Source organism: Cupriavidus sp. D39 (genome assembly GCF_026627925.1).
GTDB classification, from domain to species: domain Bacteria; phylum Pseudomonadota; class Gammaproteobacteria; order Burkholderiales; family Burkholderiaceae; genus Cupriavidus; species Cupriavidus ulmosensis.
In genome coordinates, this window is the sequence record NZ_JAPNLE010000001.1 from 80,126 (window position 1) to 96,586 (window position 16,461).

Annotated in this window: 18 protein-coding genes; 15 read left to right on the forward strand and 3 right to left on the reverse strand. The window is 60.5% G+C overall.

The window, feature by feature from the left end; all coding sequences use genetic code 11:
* Nucleotides 1–246: 246 nt before the first annotated feature.
* Both OMK73_RS00420 and OMK73_RS00425 read right to left on the reverse strand, forming a co-directional pair.
* Nucleotides 247–1,056 carry a tetratricopeptide repeat protein gene (locus OMK73_RS00420; protein WP_267600224.1) on the reverse strand — a complete coding sequence of 270 codons (810 nt, stop codon included), beginning with the start codon at nt 1,054–1,056 and terminating at the stop codon, nt 247–249.
* Nucleotides 1,057–1,063: 7 nt separating this feature from the next.
* Nucleotides 1,064–1,972: a Ku protein gene (locus tag OMK73_RS00425; RefSeq protein ID WP_267600225.1), complete on the reverse strand. Its 909-nt coding sequence runs from the start codon at nt 1,970–1,972 to the stop codon at nt 1,064–1,066.
* Nucleotides 1,973–2,212: 240 nt separating this feature from the next.
* Between OMK73_RS00425 and OMK73_RS00430 the strand changes: the two genes are divergently transcribed.
* The 3 genes from OMK73_RS00430 (at nt 2,213) to OMK73_RS00440 (ending at nt 4,543) form a co-directional block, all read left to right on the forward strand.
* Nucleotides 2,213–2,437: a DUF2188 domain-containing protein gene (locus tag OMK73_RS00430; protein WP_267600226.1), complete on the forward strand. Its 225-nt coding sequence runs from the start codon at nt 2,213–2,215 to the stop codon at nt 2,435–2,437.
* Nucleotides 2,438–2,469: 32 nt separating this feature from the next.
* Nucleotides 2,470–3,348 carry a DNA polymerase ligase N-terminal domain-containing protein gene (locus OMK73_RS00435; protein WP_324291622.1) on the forward strand — a complete coding sequence of 293 codons (879 nt, stop codon included), beginning with the start codon at nt 2,470–2,472 and terminating at the stop codon, nt 3,346–3,348.
* 139 nt (nt 3,349–3,487) lie between these two features.
* Nucleotides 3,488–4,543, forward strand: a complete 1,056-nt coding sequence (locus tag OMK73_RS00440; RefSeq protein ID WP_267600227.1) for a DUF3800 domain-containing protein — start codon at nt 3,488–3,490, stop codon at nt 4,541–4,543.
* Nucleotides 4,544–4,613: 70 nt separating this feature from the next.
* Here the strand turns inward: OMK73_RS00440 and OMK73_RS00445 are convergent, their stop codons facing one another.
* Nucleotides 4,614–4,799 carry a hypothetical protein gene (locus OMK73_RS00445; protein WP_267600228.1) on the reverse strand — a complete coding sequence of 62 codons (186 nt, stop codon included), beginning with the start codon at nt 4,797–4,799 and terminating at the stop codon, nt 4,614–4,616.
* A 50-nt stretch (nt 4,800–4,849) separates the two neighbouring features.
* On the opposite strand from OMK73_RS00445, the gene OMK73_RS00450 reads away from it, so the two are divergent.
* The 12 genes from OMK73_RS00450 (at nt 4,850) to OMK73_RS00500 (ending at nt 16,323) form a co-directional block, all read left to right on the forward strand.
* Nucleotides 4,850–5,578, forward strand: coding sequence for a hypothetical protein (locus tag OMK73_RS00450; RefSeq protein WP_267600229.1), 729 nt, complete (start codon nt 4,850–4,852; stop codon nt 5,576–5,578).
* Between the two features lie 88 nt (nt 5,579–5,666).
* Nucleotides 5,667–6,020, forward strand: coding sequence for a hypothetical protein (locus OMK73_RS00455; protein WP_267600230.1), 354 nt, complete (start codon nt 5,667–5,669; stop codon nt 6,018–6,020).
* 3 nt (nt 6,021–6,023) lie between these two features.
* Nucleotides 6,024–7,844 (forward strand): DNA ligase D, encoded by a 1,821-nt coding sequence (gene ligD, locus OMK73_RS00460; RefSeq protein WP_267600683.1) that lies wholly within the window; start codon nt 6,024–6,026, stop codon nt 7,842–7,844.
* A 240-nt stretch (nt 7,845–8,084) separates the two neighbouring features.
* Nucleotides 8,085–8,789, forward strand: coding sequence for a translesion DNA synthesis-associated protein ImuA (gene imuA, locus OMK73_RS00465; RefSeq protein WP_267600231.1), 705 nt, complete (start codon nt 8,085–8,087; stop codon nt 8,787–8,789).
* On the forward strand, nt 8,716–9,966 hold the full coding sequence (locus OMK73_RS00470; RefSeq protein WP_420715419.1) for a Y-family DNA polymerase: 1,251 nt from the start codon (nt 8,716–8,718) through the stop codon (nt 9,964–9,966). Before imuA ends, OMK73_RS00470 begins: the two co-directional genes overlap by 74 nt.
* On the forward strand, nt 9,966–10,178 hold the full coding sequence (locus OMK73_RS38610; protein WP_420715420.1) for a hypothetical protein: 213 nt from the start codon (nt 9,966–9,968) through the stop codon (nt 10,176–10,178). The genes OMK73_RS00470 and OMK73_RS38610 overlap by 1 nt, the downstream gene beginning before the upstream one ends.
* 35 nt (nt 10,179–10,213) lie before the next feature.
* Nucleotides 10,214–13,339, forward strand: a complete 3,126-nt coding sequence (locus OMK73_RS00475; RefSeq protein WP_267600685.1) for an error-prone DNA polymerase — start codon at nt 10,214–10,216, stop codon at nt 13,337–13,339.
* Between the two features lie 131 nt (nt 13,340–13,470).
* A complete protein-coding gene (locus OMK73_RS00480) occupies nt 13,471–14,130 on the forward strand; it encodes a tyrosine-type recombinase/integrase (protein ID WP_267600232.1) in 660 nt (219 codons plus the stop codon).
* 22 nt (nt 14,131–14,152) lie between these two features.
* Nucleotides 14,153–14,380: a hypothetical protein gene (locus OMK73_RS00485; RefSeq protein ID WP_267600233.1), complete on the forward strand. Its 228-nt coding sequence runs from the start codon at nt 14,153–14,155 to the stop codon at nt 14,378–14,380.
* 17 nt (nt 14,381–14,397) lie between these two features.
* Nucleotides 14,398–14,835, forward strand: a complete 438-nt coding sequence (locus OMK73_RS00490) for a hypothetical protein (RefSeq protein ID WP_267600234.1) — start codon at nt 14,398–14,400, stop codon at nt 14,833–14,835.
* 15 nt (nt 14,836–14,850) lie between these two features.
* Nucleotides 14,851–15,738 carry a hypothetical protein gene (locus tag OMK73_RS00495; protein WP_267600235.1) on the forward strand — a complete coding sequence of 296 codons (888 nt, stop codon included), beginning with the start codon at nt 14,851–14,853 and terminating at the stop codon, nt 15,736–15,738.
* Between the two features lie 78 nt (nt 15,739–15,816).
* The gene (locus tag OMK73_RS00500) at nt 15,817–16,323 is read left to right on the forward strand and encodes a hypothetical protein (RefSeq protein ID WP_267600236.1); all 507 of its coding nucleotides are present in this window, start codon (nt 15,817–15,819) and stop codon (nt 16,321–16,323) included.
* Nucleotides 16,324–16,461: the final 138 nt, after the last annotated feature.

Genomic DNA, 16,461 nt, shown 5'->3' on the forward strand with positions numbered 1-16,461 from the left:
CCCGTGGGTGGGAAGTTCAAAGTTAAACGAACAAGGTTCAGAGTCGGGGGTATTCCGACAGCCAGAATGCGTTCTCCGGCCTCTTTGCTCTGGTGACCTGCTACCCTGCTTAGCGCTCTCCGGCGGCTCGGGTGCTTGTCAAAATGGCACCTCCCGATTGTCAGCCTGTTGCCCAGCTGGGGGTACGCGCAGGCTGCAGGCTGCAGGCTGCAAGCCTCCGCACCTCGCACTTAACCCGCGCACTCGCTAAACCTGCAGCCGGCGATAGGCGTTGAAATGCCGGATTGCCCGCATCCTGTTGCCAAGCGTTTCGAAGATTCTGGCTGCGTTGAAGTGAGCATCAGCAAAGTCCGGTGCAAGCGTGATGCATCGCTCGTAACTTGAGAGCGCCTCCCCTGTCCGGCTCATGTCCTCCAGGGCGACACCAAGGTTGAAGTGGAGCAGCGGCTCGTTCGGCAGATGTGAGACTCCGAAACGGTACAGTTCCACCGCGTCGCCAAACCGGCCGGCGTCGCACAGCATGCAGCCAAGGTTGAGGTAGGGATCAAGAAATGTTGGCTCGGCCTCCAGCGCGCGACGGTATGCTGCCTCGGCTTCGATCGGCTTCTCCGTTTCCAGTTCGGCGCCGACGAGAAACCAATCTTGTGCCTCGGCCGCCGGCGCCCGCGCATCGTGCAGAGACTCCACGACTGCCGCGCCCGGCTCTCCTGGCTCAAAGTCCATCAGCATCTGGCCCGACACGGCCTGCCATCCCCTACCCTCGTCCTTTGTCGCCACCTCGTTGCCCATCGCACGAATCCGCACACCGGTCAGCGGCTGGCCAGTGCCACGAGAGGCCTTCACCCTCGCCAGCGCGCGGATAATCAGCCGCGTTGGGATCTTGGCGCCATGCAGTGAATTGGCTGTCCGGAGAAGCACCATGTCCTGAAACGTGAACAGGAGTTGGCGGCGCGGCCCGCGCGTGGGCGTGATGATTCCCTCGGTGACCAACCTGGTGGCCACCGAGCGCGGGATGCCCAGCATCGTTTCGGCGTCCTTCAGGGTGTACGTCGGCATCGGCCTGTCACTTTTTCGCCGATGACGCTCGCTTGGCCGGAGTTGGCGCCGGTGCCGCAGTGGCACGCTTCCCAGTCTTTTTGCTCTTACCCTCCGCTGCAGCCGCTGTGGTTGCGGCCTTCGTTCCGCCCTGTTTTCCCCGGGCCATGCTTGCGCGCAGGGCCTCCATCAGGTCGATCACTTCGGCGCCCTCCCGTGGTTCCCGCCGCTCTTCGCTCACGGTGATCTTCTTGCCCGCGATTTTCTTGTCGATCGCTGCCAAGATGCGGTCATTCTCCTCATCCTTGTAGGCCGTGGGGTCGTACCCTTCCACCGAGTTCTGTTCGATCAGCTGTTTAGCCAAAGCCAGCTCGGCTGGCTGGACCTCAGCTTTCTCCACGTGCAGATCCAGCATCGAGCGGACCTCGTCAGCGTAGAGCAGTTGCTGGAGCACCAAGCCCTCGTCGACCGCCCGCACCTGCACCATGTACTGCTTGCCTTTCCAGACCCACTGCGCGAGCGCACAGGTCCCCGTCTTTCGCATGGCTTCGGCCAACAAGTTGTATGGCTTACCACCGCGCTTGTCCGGGCCCAGGTAGTAGGCCTTGTCGAAATAGATGGGGTCGACGGCTCCGGCCGGCATGAACGAGACGATATCGATCGTGTGCTTCGCCTCGTCTTCCAACGCCCTCAGTTCGTCTGGCTCAAACACAGTATAGTGATCCGGCTCGAACTCGTAGCCCTTGACCATCTCGGACCGCTCGACCACCACATCCTCTCGGATGCACACATACTGCTGCTTGAGCCTGGAACCGCATCCCTTGTGTAGCAAATTGAATCCGACCCCCGAGTTGCTTTCCGTGGCACTGAAGATCTTCACGGGGATCGACACGAGGCCGAAGCTGAGAGAGAGGGAAGCAATGGAACGGGCAGCCATGGCGATCTCCGTGCAGGTCGGGAGTACATCGATCTAGCTTAGATCGTGCCCGCCGAATCGGCGGCGTTCCACTGTCACTTTGCGGATAGGCGAGCACTTCCTGGAAAAACATGTGCATGTAATTTCTGTCGGACCTGCATGGCGACCAGTGCCATACCACGTGTCGGACAGCGGCCTATTGTCGCTTCCATTGGACGGGGAAATACTGCGATTACAGAAGACGAGGAAACGGAGACGGTCATGGCGAACAAGAATGTGCACGTCGTTCCACACGGCGATCGATGGCATGTTCTGCGCGAGGGAGCCCACGAGCCCTCTTCTACGCATGACGACCTGGAGGACGCCATCGCGGCCGGCACGGCGGAGGCTAAGCAGGACAAGGTCGAGTTGCTGGTCCATGGGCGAGATGGGCAGATCCGCATGCGCAACAGCTACGGGGAGGATCCCCGCGGCGTAAAAGGGTAAAGCCCGCGCCACCCCGTCTCTGAACACAGTCCATGGCTAAGTCGGCCTCTTCCAACGCGCGGACCCTGGAGCGATACCGTCAGAAGCGTGATTTCGCCGCGACGACGGAGCCGAATGGCCAGGTGTCCGCCCCAGGCGTCGCCAGCGGCGCCCTGAGCTTTGTCGTGCAGAAACATGCGGCTCGCCGGCTCCATTACGACTTTCGGCTCGAGCTGGAGGGTACCCTAAAGAGTTGGGCGGTCCCCAAGGGACCCAGCCTGGATCCCGCAGAGAAGCGGATGGCCGTGCATGTCGAGGATCACCCGCTGGATTACGCGAGCTTCGAAGGCGTGATCCCGCCCAAGGCATACGGGGCCGGCACGGTCATCGTTTGGGATCGGGGGACGTGGATGCCGGTCGGTGATCCGGTGGCTGGCTACCAGAGCGGCAAGCTGAAGTTTGAGTTGCAAGGTGAGAAGCTACATGGCCATTGGACCTTGGTCAGGATGCGCGGCCGCGGCGACGAGCGTCAGGATCCGTGGCTCTTGATCAAGGAGCGGGACGCGTTCGCGCGCTCTGCCGCAGAGTACGACGTCACCGAAGCCCCGCCGGACAGCGTACTGGCCCAGGGCAACAGCAAATCGGCTGCCGGCGGTAACGCGAAGATTGCCGTGCCAAAGCAGCATCGCTCGCGCCCGGGCCAGGGCCAGGGCCGACAGGTACTACCCGCTGCAGCACGCCCCGCCCCCTTCCGCTTGCGCTGGCACCGCAACTGGCAACGCTCGCTTCAACGGTGCCGCGCAACGCCAAACAATGGGCCTATGAGATCAAGTACAAATACGTACATCGCCCTGTTGCATATCTTCCAGAGCTGCAGCCACGTGGCTGGCGTTGCGTTTGACCGAGAGAAGCGTTGCGATTCGGCCTGTTAGAATTCTCGCGTCCGTCGGTCCCACCTGATGAAATGGTCTTGAATAGGGCCGCTGGACCAGTCAGTCTTTCCGCCTCCGCTGCAGTGTTGCATCGCTCGCGCAGAGGTATCTTCGGACCGTGAACGGGCTTGATAGGACTATGGAACGCTTCTCTATCGATGAGAGTGGCTACACAGGCTTCGACCTGCTGAACTCAGATCAGCGGTTCCAAGGCGCCACCGCTATATCAGCAAGCAACGAGGATGCAGTTCGGCTGATTCGGGAGCATTTCCCAAAGCTGCAGGCATCCGAGCTAAAGTATCGAGCGCTGGCGCGTCGGCCGGCCAATCGCGAACGCCTACTCAAGCTACAAAGAGATGTTTTGGCACAGAACAAGTGCGTGACGTACATCTGTGACAAGCGCTATTTGCTCCTGCTCATGTTCGTGGATTATGCAGTGGAGCCGTTCTACTATGAACAGGGCGTGAATTACTACGAGGACGGGCGGAATTACAGCCTGGCTTCTTTGCTCTACTACGTCGGTCCGGCCATCTTGGGTGAGGCGGAATTCAGTGCCCTACTGGCTGCTTTCCAGCACGCAATCAAATTCAAGACCCCTCAGACCATTCATGAACTCGTGCTTGCAGCTCGCAGGGTCCGGTGGAACGAACTACCCGAAGCGCTGGAGCCGCTGGCATGCGCAGCGCCAGAATGCCTGGCCGCTATCGCTACTCCCGGTGTAACGACAGACGCGGCCTTTGTGGTTCTCCAATCCTTGATCAGCCGGATGGAAGTGATGGCTGAGGTGGACTATCGTGTCGAGCACGACAGGTCGAAGAATCTGCTCAACTACAATGCGCTGCTCGAACGCTACATCGCCCATGACCACGCGATCGAATTCAGGCAGTCCAGTGTGGCAAGCATCAAATTCCCGCTCAAGCTGTCAGCGGTGACGCAGGTGGACTCCAAGGATAGCCCGGCGGTACAACTTGCCGACGTATTGATAGGCGCAGCAATCGAGGCGGCAAACTCATTGGCGGGATTGCGCGGGTCAGTCAGCAACCCAGAAGAAGTGCTGGGCCTATACGCGGACGATCAATTTATCCATATGGTGCCCTCCCTCGATTTTGCGGAGCAGAAGGCGTTTCGTCGCGGAACCCAAGCAGCAGACGTTATTAATTACTTCGCCAAGAACTTTCACGGACCAACTTCTTAGCTATTGACCCCATGGCTTTAGATTTGAACGCCACCACCCCACGGGTCTAGCGCAACATATCGACAGGTACTTATAAAAGTACAAATACGCACCCAGGTCCGTTGCTTTTCCCCAACGCTGCCGCCACATGGTAGCCGTTGCGTTTGACGAAGAGGGGCGTTGCGATTGAGTCGGTTGCAATTCTTGCGACCGTCTGCAAGCCCGTGGTGAAATCATCTTGAACGGCGCGGCTGCTGGAGGCGACAATCGTGTTCATTCAGACTGCTACTGAAACGCACAAGCCGGGCACCAATAATGGCGACAAAGATGACGACTCAAGACGGTATCGATAGATTTTGTGAGTATTTCTCGGGACAAATCGAGGCGATCCGCAATCTGCACATTAAACGCGATGAAAACCGAGATCCAGCGCAGTACCAGATCCGATTTTATAGAAAGGTACTGCTTATCAATGCAGTCGATACGCTAGCCAGCATTCGCTTTTCGAAAGATCGTTATCCACAACTACACAAACGAAACAGAGAGCGCTTCATACGTTTCATTCAGGATGGAAAGTGCTGGACACCTGGCGAGTACGTCAGCATTCCTTTTCTCAGCGAAAGGCAAACACGAGGAGAAATTGGGCCGGGTCGTCTTTGCGACCTCATTGACGAGAAACTCGCCAAGATAGACCCTGACGCGGGGGGCTCAATCGAGTTTAGTGAGATCGACGAACCACTTGGCGCATTGATTAAACTCGCGAGTAGCGAACTGGAAGCGAAGGCTCTGCGCGACTGCCAACATTATAATTTGCTCTACCGCTATCGAAACTACTTAGTGCATGGGTCAAGGGAACCGGGAACATCCATGGAGATCAGCCCTGAAAGGACAGTCCCTTACTATCATGGGTATGTGTATGAATCGAAACTGTTTCTCGCCTATCCAGAATTCATGTTCATGAAACTTCTAGAAAACGCCATCAATTATATTAGGCAGTATCTACTTTCGAACAGCCTCAATCCATACGATTTCGTGGAGGAAACATCGCGGTGGTAGCGCGCCCTAATATGGCGTTCCAGAGAACGATTAGCAACCGGAGCGGGCTTCTCCAACGAGAATTCAGTGGAATGCTCAAATTGTTGCTATGCCTATCCCCGAAGACCCGAGCGGGAACTTTAATCCGCGTCAGTCTGCACGTGGGAACAATGACAAGACGGCGAAATACATGCTTAGGAAAGCCCTGATATTTTCCTCTATTTCATTCATTTCGGCATGTGCCAATAATTCTGGCGTATTTCGTGTTGGTGAAAATCAATATCAAGTATCGACCAGAGCAACTTGGGAGCTTGGCGGCCGTGCTGGCGCCAAACGCATGGCGCTCGAAGAAGCAACAAAACACTGCGCAGAATCTGGAAAATCTGTAAGGCTACTTAAGTCAGTTGAGAATTACGGCCATTTTGAGGGGGGCACTGTCGATCTGACTTTCAGTTGTGAGTAAGCGATTGCTGTAACCACAGCGCTCAGTCAATCGCAACACCGAAGGAGTTACTTATATAAGTTCGACGGCTATAGGTTGTTGGCAAGGGTCGACGGCGACGACGTCCGTCTCTTCACAAGAAATGGCCATGACTGGACATCACGCCTCAAATCGCTTGCAGCGGAGATACGCGCTCTGGGCCTCGGCTCCGCCTGGCTGGATGGGGAGATCGTGATACTCAGCGACAAGGGCACCACGGACTTCCAGGCGCTGCAGAATGCCTTTGATAGATCGAAGGTGGAGGACATCCAGTACTTCGTCTTTGACCTCCCTTTCTTCCAAAAGCACGACCTACGACAGGTTCCGTTGGCCGCGCGTAGGGCGCTGCTCAAGGAGGTGATAGCCGTGCCGGCAGCGACACGAGTCAGGTACAGCGAGCCCTTTGAGGGCACGCCTGACGACCTTCTTGCCGCAGCGTGCCAAATGGGCCTGGAAGGTCTGATTGGCAAGCGCGTCGACGCGCCCTACGTCTCCGCCCGAGCGCCTAGCTGGATCAAGCTCAGATGCAAACAGCGGCAAGAATTCGTCATCTGCGGATTCACGGCCCCGAAGGGTAGCCGACAAGGCCTCGGCGCGCTCCTGCTTGGCGTGCACGATGAAACCGGGAAACTGCACTACGCGGGCAGAGTTGGCAGCGGTCTGGATTCGCGCATGCTGACCAAGTTGCTCGTCATGCTGACGGAACTGGAAGTGCCAGTCTGCCCGTTTGGAAAGCTACCACCGCGCGTAGTCGCCCGATGGGTCAAGCCGAAGCTGGTGGCCGAGATCTCGTTCTCCGAATGGACCAAAGAAGGCCGAATCCGGCATCCCGTCTTCCATGCCTTGCGCGCTGACAAGGCCGCGGGCACCGTGACAAGGGAGCGGCCAGTCGATGTGGAAGAGCCCCGGCCTCGGCCGGCGCGCTCGGTCAAGGTATCCAACGCGGAACGGGTGATTGACCCGTCGACCGGGCTGACGAAAGGCGACCTGGTCGGCTTCTACGAAGCCATCGCGCCGCACCTGCTGCCTCATCTCCGCGGGCGCCCTGTGTCCTTGGTACGCGGGCCAACGGGCATCGATGGCGAGCTGTTCTTTCAGAAGCACGCCGAGACCATCAAGATCCCTGGGATCAACGTCCTCGATGCCAGCCTATGGGCGGGACATCCGCCGCTCCTTGAGATCGCCAGCGAGACGGCCATTGTTGCCGCTGCGCAGCTGAATGTGATTGAGTTTCACACTTGCAATGCCACCAAGAGGACCATCGACAAGCCCGATCGGATCATCTTCGATCTGGACCCTGGTGATGGTGTCTCGTGGCAGCGTATGCAAGAGGCGGCGGTGCTCACAAAGACCTTGCTCGACGAACTGGGGCTGGAGAGCTTTCTCAAGACCAGTGGTGGGAAAGGTCTTCACTTGGTCGTGCCGATAGTCCCGCGTCTTTCCTGGGAGACGGTCATGCGTTTTTCGCGCGATGCCGTGGTGCATATCGCACGCACCATTCCCCAGCGATTCGTCGCCAAGAGCGGCCCGCGCAATCGCGTCGGCAAGATTTTTATCGATTACCTTCGCAATGGCCACGGTGCGACGACGGTCACCGCCTTTTCCGCTCGGGCCCGACCGGGCCTGGGTGTGTCGATGCCCGTCGCGTGGGATGAACTGGAAGCGTTAGTCGCCGGCGATCAGTGGACGATCAAAACGGCGGCGCGGCGCGTCGAGGCGGTTGGCTACACGGATCCCTGGTTGCGCTATCCCGCAGTCCGAGCTCAACAGCATGTTGGACCGGCCGCCCGCCGGCTTGCCTATTAAAGCGCCTTATGCGGCACTTATAGTTCAATAGTTGCCGCTAGGCATCACTTTCCGGCGTTACACGTTACTTAAATTATGAATTATTAGAAATTTCGTAAAATTTCCGTGACCTCTATTTGTTCCGTTTAACCGGTTAAACGGAACAAGGATGGATTCGCAGCACATCCGATCGAGTCTCGTAAGATTTTCGTGACCACTGTATATATATACAGTACACTGGATCGTAAGGACTCAATCACCATGCCGACGCCCAATCCAGAATCCATCCATCCTGCCCTCTGGCGTGCCTCGCAACTGGCACGCGGGAACGGCCGCACCCTCGCCACCGGCTACGCGCCGCTGACGCGGGAGTTGCCTGGAGGCGGATGGCCGGTCGGGACGCTCGTGGAGTTGTTAATCCAGCAAGCAGGCGTTGGCGAGCTTCGCTTGCTGCGCCCCGCGCTGCTGGCCGCGGGCCAGCGCCCCATCGCGCTGCTGGCGCCCCCGCACGCGCCCCAGGCACTGGCCGTGGCCAACTGGGGTATCCCGCCCGAACGGCTGCTTTGGATCCGTGCCGAGCGAACCGCTGATGTGCTTTGGGCCGCCGAGCAACTGCTGCGCGCGGGTACCTGTGGCGCCCTCCTGCTCTGGCAAAAGCATGCCCGTAATGACGCCCTACGACGCCTGCATTTAGCCGCCCAGACCAGCGATACGCTGTTCTGCATGATGCGGCCCCAAGCCTGCGCGCGTGATGCCTCCCCAGCGCCGTTGCGGATCAGCGTAACGCCGGCGGCCGGCGGGGTCGAACTCACCTTTCTCAAGCGACGTGGGCCGCAGCAGGACAAGCCGTTGCTCGTCCCGTTGGACCCCTCGCCCATCCTGCTTCACCGCCATGCTTCGCCTTTGGATCTGCCTGCACCTGCCGTCCCTTCCCCTCGAAGTGTTCCGGCCGAACTGGTCCACTGAACTGGCTGTGGCCGTGCTGGAGAGGGAGCGCGTGCACCTCGCCTCGCGCTTGGCCGCAGACGCCGGCGTGCGCGCACAGATGCGCCGGGGTGGCGTGCAAACCATCGCCCCGCAGACACTGCTCTACGAGCGCGCCCCGCAGAAGGAGGCCGAGGCCTTGCACAAGCTGTCCATGGCGCTGCTGCGGTTCTCACCCAACGTGGCTGAGGCTGAGGAAGCCGCGGTACTGGTCGACGTGTCGGCCAGCCTGCGCCTGTTCTGCGGCGTGCGCAAGATTCGTCACCGCGTCTGCGACGCCGCTCAGGCGCTGGGCTTCACCGCCGCGATCGGCTGCGCCCCCACAGCGCAGGGGGCCTGGCTGCTCGCCCGCGCTGGCGGCGGTACCGCCTTGAAAGCCGATTCGCTCGAGCGCCAGCTTGCCGAACTGCCGGTCGGTACCCTGCCCCCTGCGCGCCCCTATCTGGAATGGCTGGATGGTCTTGGCTGTCGGACCTTGGCCGACATCCGCCGGTTGCCCCGTGCCGGCCTGCAGCGTCGCTGCGGCCAAGCTCTCAACGAGACCATGGACCGGGCGCTCGGCCTGGCGCCCGAGGTTTTCGAATGGCTGGAAGCACCACCAACCTTCTCTGCGCGAGTAGAGCTACCCGACCGCATCGAGCATGCGGAGGCCACCCTGCTCTACGCGCGTGGCTTGATCGTGCAGATGATCGGCTGGCTGACCGCCCTCCATCTTGCTGTGACGCGGATTTCCATCGAACTACAGCATGAACGCGGGCGGGAGGCGCTACCGTCAACCGTCATTGAGATCGCGCTGGCCGAACCGACCTGGAGCGAGGACCATCTGGTGCGGCTGCTGCGCGAGCGGCTCGCGCAGTCGCAGGTCGACGCTCCAATGATCGCGGTTCGCCTCACGGTCACCAACGTCCAGGACAAGGCTCCGCCCAGCGAGACGTTGTTCCCGGACCCGGGCGGCACGCCGGAGGACCACGCACGCGTGATGGAGCTGCTGGTGGCGCGGCTAGGCGCAGACAACATTCTGCGGCCAGACTTGCGGGCGGACTATCGGCCCGAGGTGGCGAACGCCTGGGTGCCGGCCGTCGGCAAGCCCCCGCAGTCATGCCGATACCTTCCCTGCCGCGCCCGGCCTGGCTTCTGGATAAGCCGATCGCGCTGCTGATGCGTGACCACCGCCCCTTCTACGGCTCCCCCTTGCGCCTGGTATCGCCGCCGGAGCGCATCGAGGGCGGCTGGTGGGACGGCGAGCTCGTGACTCGCGACTACTACGTGGCCGAGGGGCGCGACCACACGCATTATTGGGTCTACAGCGAGCGCATGGGAAGTCGCGAGGGCGACGAGGCGCGCTGGTACCTGCATGGCTTGTTCGGTTGAGGCGTCGCAATGTCTTCCCCTTTACCGGCGGCGGCATGCCCGACTACGCCGAGCTTTACTGCCTTTCCAACTTCACGTTCCTTGACGGTGCCTCGAGGGCCGAAGAATTGGTGGAGCGCGCGGTCAAGTTGGGCTACAGCGCACTGGCCATCACAGACGAATGCTCGTTGGCGGGAATCGTGCGAGCGCATGCCGAGGCCAAGAAGCACGGCATCAAGCTGCTGGTGGGCGCCACCTTCCGGCTCGTCGATGACGACGGCACGCCGGGCCTGTCGTTCATCGCTCTGGCCCGCAACAGGGAAGGCTACGGCAATCTGTGCGAACTAATCACGCTTGCGCGCACGCGCACCGGAAAAGGTGCGTACCTGCTGACGCCCCGAGACCTGGCGGCGCCAATAGGACCGTATGCACACCTCAAAGGCCTGCCGGACTGCCTGATCATCTTCACGCCGGACTACTGCACACCCGCGCAAACGCTCGCTGCCCAAGCAGCATGGATCACGGCTACCTTTGCCGGCCGCGCCTGGATCAGCCTGACGCTGCACTACCGCCCAATGGACGATTTCCATCGGGCGGCCGTGCAGCAGGCCGCCACCGACAACCATCTGCGCATCGTAGCCACCGGCCACGTCGCCATGCACGTGCGCTCTCGCAAACCGCTGCACGACGTGCTGACCGCGATCCGGGTCGGTAGGCCGATCCAAGAGTGCGGCTACCGACTCGCACCGAATGCGGAACGACACCTGCGCTCCCGGTTACGGCTGGCTAACATCTACCCGCATCGGCTGCTGAACGAGTCCCTGCACATCGCCAACCTGTGCCAATTCTCATTGGACGAATTGCGCTACGAATACCCTGACGAAGTAGTGCCGGATGGCGTGACGGCGGCAGACTACCTGCGCAGCGAGACTTACATTGGCGCGCATCGACGCTTTCCGCAAGGCATCCCGCATGCCGTGCAGGCGCAGATCGAGCACGAACTGACGTTGATCAGCGATATGCAGTACGAGCCGTACTTTCTCACGGTTTATGACATCGTCACCTTTGCCCGCTCCAACCGCATCCTATGCCAGGGCCGCGGTTCAGCCGCCAATTCTGCTGTCTGCTACTGCCTTGGTATCACCGAGGTCGATCCCGCGCGCGGCAATCTGCTGTTCGAGCGGTTCATCTCGAAGGAGCGCGGCGAACCACCCGATATCGACGTGGATTTTGAGCACCAGCGGCGCGAAGAGGTCATTCAGTACCTGTACGGCAAGTACGGTCGCACGCGGGCCGCGCTCGCTGCCGCAGTGGCCACGTATCGCCCTCGCAGCGCCCTGCGCGAGTCCGGCAAGGCCTTAGGCGTCGATCCGGCTATCGTGGACCTGGTGGCCAAATCGCACCATTGGTTTGACGGGAAGGAAGACCTGCTGCGGCGGTTCGCCGAAAGCGGGCTGGATACCGAGGCCGAACTGACCCAACGATGGGCGAACATGGCGACGCAGCTGCTCGGCTTTCCTCGGCACCTCTCGCAGCATTCGGGCGGGTTCGTGCTCGCCCGCGGCAAGCTATCGCGCCTGGTGCCCATCGAGAACGCTGCCATGCCCGATCGCAGCGTAATCCAGTGGGACAAGGACGATCTGGATGCCGTCGGCTTGCTCAAGGTCGACGTGCTGGCGCTGGGCATGCTCTCGGCGATCCGCCGCGCGCTGGATCTCGTCTCCGAACAGCGCGGGGAGGCGTTCGAGCTGCAGGACATCCCGGCGGAGGATCCGGCCACCTACGAGATGCTGTGCCGCGCGGACACCGTGGGCGTGTTCCAGGTGGAATCCCGTGCGCAAATGTCCATGCTGCCTCGGCTGCAGCCCCGCACCTTCTATGACCTGGTCGTCGAGGTCGCCATCGTGCGACCGGGGCCAGTGCAAGGAGGCATGGTCCACCCGTACTTGCGGCGCCGCCAAGGCAAGGAACCCGTAACCTATCCGAGCCCCGAAATGGAGAAGGCGCTGTCGCGCACGCTCGGCGTGCCGATCTTCCAAGAACAGGTCATGCAGGTGGCCATGCTGGCTGCCGGCTTCAGCGCCGGCGAGGCCGACCAACTGCGTCGCGCGATGGCGGCGTGGAAGCGCAAGGGCGGACTGGAGCACTACTACGAGCGGATCGTCACCGGCATGCTCGAGCGCGGGTACGAACGCGAGTTTGCCGAAAGCATCTTCCGGCAGATCCAAGGCTTCGGCGAATATGGCTTCCCGGAAAGCCACGCCGCGAGCTTTGCGCTTCTGGTCTACGCCAGTTCCTGGCTAAAGCGCCATGAGCCCGCCCCGTTCCTCTGCGCCATGCTGAACAGCCAGCCGATGGGCTTCTACAGCCCGTCGCAACTGGTGCAGGACGCCAAGCGGCATGGCGTGGAGGTATTGCCGGCAGATATCACGGCCAGCGGCTGGGATTCGACGCTCGAAGCCCGCGAAGGGGGCGAGCCAGCCGTGCGCCTCGGCCTGTCCTTGCTGCAGGGCATGCGGGAAGATGCGGCGCGGCGCATTGAAGACGCACGTGCCGTGCGGCCCTTCGCCAGCGCCACGGACCTCGCCCGCCGCGCGGCACTGGACCGGCACGACGTTCAGGTCCTGGCCGGCGCCAATGCTCTGCGCACACTCGCAGGCGACCGCCGCCAAGCGCTGTGGCAGGCCTCCGTCGCGGTTCCGGACAAGGACCTGCTGCGGCCCGCCGACGTGCCGGAAGAACATGCCAACCTGGCGGCACCCAATGAAGGCGAGGAAATCGTCAGCGACTATCGCGCGATGGGCCTCACACTAAACCGCCACCCGCTCGCCCTGCTCCGCCCTCTCCTTGCGGCTCGACGCTTCGAGCCGGCCTCCACGCTGGCCACCTACCGGAACCGCCAACTTGCCCGCGGCTGCGGCATCGTGACCGTGCGGCAGCGCCCGAGCACCGCCAACGGCGTCGTCTTCATGACGCTAGAGGACGAGACCGGCTTCGTGAACGTCATCGTGTGGCCGTCCATGATGGAGAGATTCCGCAAGGAAGTGCTAGGCGCCACGCTGGCGGGGATCTACGGGCAATGGCAATGCGAAGGCGAGGTCCGGCATCTGGTGGCGCAGCGCGTGGTCGATCTGTCGCCGCTGTTGGGCAGCCTTGCCACGAGCATCCGCAATTTCTGCTAGCTTGCCAGGCTCCAATCGAAGCGGCGTCGATTTTTCCTATGTTTGGCTCTAGCCGTGCCTCCCCGTTGCATTCGTCCGAAGGGATCTTCATACTATCTCGTAATGCAAGCGAAAATGGATATATTTACGGGATGCCAAAGCCGGTAGTGATTGAGAATCATGAGATCCGCCACGCCCTCGAGGTGGCAGCGGTCACAGGACAGAACAGAGAGCGGGATGTTGCCTTGCTCACGGTTTCTTATGGCACAGGCATCACGCCAAATGAATGCGCCAAGCTTCTTGTCTCTGACTATTTGGGTGCCGACGGCAACGTGGTACGGGAGTCGAAGGTACGCGCGGAGATTGCATTCAACGGCAAAGCTCGGCCGCTTCATTGGTCGAGTGCGAGCGTGCGAGCTGCCATCGATGAGTACCTCGCATATCGCCTTGCCGCTCAGCATGGCGTTACAACGAGCCCTGCCGCATTCCGTGGACTGGATCACCAGAGCCCGATTTTTCTTGCGGGCGACGGTCAGCCGTTTGCATTCACACGGCGCGTAACGCCCGCTGGTGCGGTGAGCTATTCGTGCGAATCGCTCACAGAGATCATTCGGCGGTTGCACCAGCAGGCTGGAATCGCCAACGGAAACGCCAGTGCTGCGCGTCGCACGTTTGCGGTGTCCCTCCACAGAAAGGGGTTGTCTTCCAAGCTGATTCAGGAGCTGATTGGAGTTTCGAGCCTTTCAGCCGTTAAACGAATGATTGAGGGCGATCCTGTGCGCCTAGGATCGATTGTGAGCGGAGTTATCTGATGGTTCCAACAACGAAAGCACGATGTTGATCTTCACCTACCCTTGTACGGCGCACGATGCTTGGAGCCGAATCATCGATGCTCTAAATTACCACCGCATGGGGCACGTCAAGCCGACCGCTCCGACGAGGAAGGTGACCGGAACGACTTGGGAATTCGAAACCACGATGCAAGATCTCACTTCTGAAGAAGAACTGCTCTTGCACATGAAATTCTCCGGCGACAAAGATGTCAATGTGAAGGTGGCATAGGAAAAGATGAGATCAAGATGGGACTACAAACTTACCATCGCATCGATCTAGCCATTGAGCAGCTCGCAACCGCGATTCGACTGTTTCTGGACCATGACGCGTTCGCCGCTGTGATCACGCTTGCAGGCGCCGCGGAGGAGGTGCTTGGATGTGAGGTTGTGCGACGCGGCCAGCAGCGTGTTCTGGACTCGAATTTTGACCAGTACGAACAGGTTCATCGACTCTTGCATCGGTCGCCTTTGAAGAAGAAGGACTATATTCGTGAGGCGAACAGCACTCGTGATGCGCTGAAGCACTTCGGCGACCCGAGTGAGTCGCAAGTAACCGTCGACCTGGAAGAAACAGCTTGCTGGATGCTGGTTCGTGCGTGCGAGAACGCTAGCCGTCTAGGCCTAGAGGTGCCGGGATTTCAGGCGTTCGATGACTGGTTCTACGAACATGTAGTGGGCATTTAGGAAAAGGCGAACAACATGGATCCACTGACCGCACCGCGCGTGGGGGCGGACGGCAACGCAGCTGTCACGCAGGCGGGATCGAGCGATTCCCGGACGTTGCTGCACCTGACGGTGCAGCTGATCGAGTCTCAGGCCGACAGGGTGATCCCGGTCGGCCAGTTGTGGATGAACGATGCCCAGGTGCTGGCGCTTAAGCTCTATTATCACCTCGCGTCGCTACACGTGCTGGTACAGCCTGTCGAGGTGGTGATGCCGCAGGGTTCGGCGTCGCACGTCGACCATAGTTCGGTGCTGATTCTGGCTCGGGCAGCCTTGGAGACCTATCTGACGTTTGCACATGTGTATGGCTGTAGCGATCCCGACCTGCGGGAATTTCGTCACCTGACGTGGCATTGCGCGGGCCTGCTGGACCGGCAGAAGCTGCGGGCGAGCGCGCGCAAGGCCGAGAACAGGCAGAAGTTGGCGGACGAAAGGGCGGCCATCGAGACGCTACGCGCCGCGATGCAAGCCCATCGCAGGTGGGCGCAACATCCTGCGAAAGACCGCAAGGCGTTCCTGAATGGGGACTGGCGCGCGGGGCGGGCGTGGGCAGCGATCGGCGTCCAGGCCGGGTTTCACCCCGCGCAAATCCGCGATCTCTACAGCTATCTGTGCGGCTACTCGCATGCGAGCTGGCTGAGCATACTGCAGATCCGTGATGCGCGCGATCTCGCCCAGCAAGCCACCATGGCCGCCACGTCTGTGACTACTGCATGTGTCCTCATGGGCTACTTCGCGAATCACTATGTGGCGCTCTTTCCCGAGGCGGCACAAGTCATGGCCGCGCAGCCGACGGCGGCGGCACTGGTAAGGAAGTGGCATCTGACCGCTGAGCGCATGGCCGGCCAGTATGAGGGTGACTGAACCACAAGGAAAAGCACCATGTGTCCAGCTATAACAAAGCTTGAGGCTGCGTATCGCCAGCTTGCTACGGCGATCCGAATGTACTTCGCAGATGACGACATGGTCGCCGTGCATACGCTCGCTTGTGCGGCTCGTGAAATTTACGAGCAACACTGCGACAGGCAGGGTATCGACCGGATGTTCGAATACATCAAGACAGCCAATCCAGGATACGACAGCAAGCAGCTATGGAATGTCCTTAACGGCGCGCGCAACTTTTTCAAACATCCCGGCGAATCTCTTGCCGATACCATTGAGCTTCGTGACCAAGACAACAAGTGCATGCTCTTCTGCGCCTGTCACGACTGTGCCGTTTTGTGCGGGCCAGAGCAACCTTTAGAGGTTCAGGTGTTCAACGTGTGGTTTCTGGCTACAGAAACTCCAACGAATAGCGGATCGAGCCACGATACTCAGGCGGCGGCCGAAATTCAAGGTGGCCTCGATCGCCACTTTGCCGGATTGCGAGATGCGTCACCCGCCGAACAAAAGCGACGGGGGATGAAGCTGCTCGGTGAAGCCGAGCACATTATGACTGGCGGCCGATAGGAAAAGCACATGACCTCACTGGCGACCGCCGATGCGCTGCGACTCGCAATCAACGTACTACGCGACGCAGCAGAGTCCCGTAAGCTGCCGTCGGGTGCCGAGCTGAACGAAGCGATTGCGGGGCCTGCATGCCGATGC

Excerpts from the sequence above, each read along its gene's own strand:
- OMK73_RS00420 (WP_267600224.1), bottom strand. The coding sequence starts at position 1,056 with ATGCCGACGTACACCCTGAAGGACGCCGAAACGATGCTGGGCATCCCG.
- OMK73_RS00435 (WP_324291622.1), top strand. The coding sequence starts at position 2,470 with ATGGCTAAGTCGGCCTCTTCCAACGCGCGGACCCTGGAGCGATACCGT.
- OMK73_RS00445 (WP_267600228.1), bottom strand. The coding sequence starts at position 4,799 with ATGAACACGATTGTCGCCTCCAGCAGCCGCGCCGTTCAAGATGATTTC.
- OMK73_RS00480 (WP_267600232.1), top strand. The coding sequence starts at position 13,471 with ATGCCAAAGCCGGTAGTGATTGAGAATCATGAGATCCGCCACGCCCTC.
- OMK73_RS00485 (WP_267600233.1), top strand. The coding sequence starts at position 14,153 with ATGTTGATCTTCACCTACCCTTGTACGGCGCACGATGCTTGGAGCCGA.
- OMK73_RS00430 (WP_267600226.1), top strand. The coding sequence starts at position 2,213 with ATGGCGAACAAGAATGTGCACGTCGTTCCACACGGCGATCGATGGCAT.
- imuA (WP_267600231.1), top strand. The coding sequence starts at position 8,085 with ATGCCGACGCCCAATCCAGAATCCATCCATCCTGCCCTCTGGCGTGCC.
- OMK73_RS38610 (WP_420715420.1), top strand. The coding sequence starts at position 9,966 with ATGCGTGACCACCGCCCCTTCTACGGCTCCCCCTTGCGCCTGGTATCG.
- OMK73_RS00440 (WP_267600227.1), top strand. The coding sequence starts at position 3,488 with ATGGAACGCTTCTCTATCGATGAGAGTGGCTACACAGGCTTCGACCTG.
- OMK73_RS00495 (WP_267600235.1), top strand. The coding sequence starts at position 14,851 with ATGGATCCACTGACCGCACCGCGCGTGGGGGCGGACGGCAACGCAGCT.
- OMK73_RS00455 (WP_267600230.1), top strand. The coding sequence starts at position 5,667 with ATGCCTATCCCCGAAGACCCGAGCGGGAACTTTAATCCGCGTCAGTCT.
- OMK73_RS00425 (WP_267600225.1), bottom strand. The coding sequence starts at position 1,972 with ATGGCTGCCCGTTCCATTGCTTCCCTCTCTCTCAGCTTCGGCCTCGTG.
- OMK73_RS00500 (WP_267600236.1), top strand. The coding sequence starts at position 15,817 with ATGTACTTCGCAGATGACGACATGGTCGCCGTGCATACGCTCGCTTGT.
- OMK73_RS00470 (WP_420715419.1), top strand. The coding sequence starts at position 8,716 with ATGCTTCGCCTTTGGATCTGCCTGCACCTGCCGTCCCTTCCCCTCGAA.
- OMK73_RS00450 (WP_267600229.1), top strand. The coding sequence starts at position 4,850 with ATGACGACTCAAGACGGTATCGATAGATTTTGTGAGTATTTCTCGGGA.
- OMK73_RS00490 (WP_267600234.1), top strand. The coding sequence starts at position 14,398 with ATGGGACTACAAACTTACCATCGCATCGATCTAGCCATTGAGCAGCTC.
- OMK73_RS00475 (WP_267600685.1), top strand. The coding sequence starts at position 10,214 with ATGCCCGACTACGCCGAGCTTTACTGCCTTTCCAACTTCACGTTCCTT.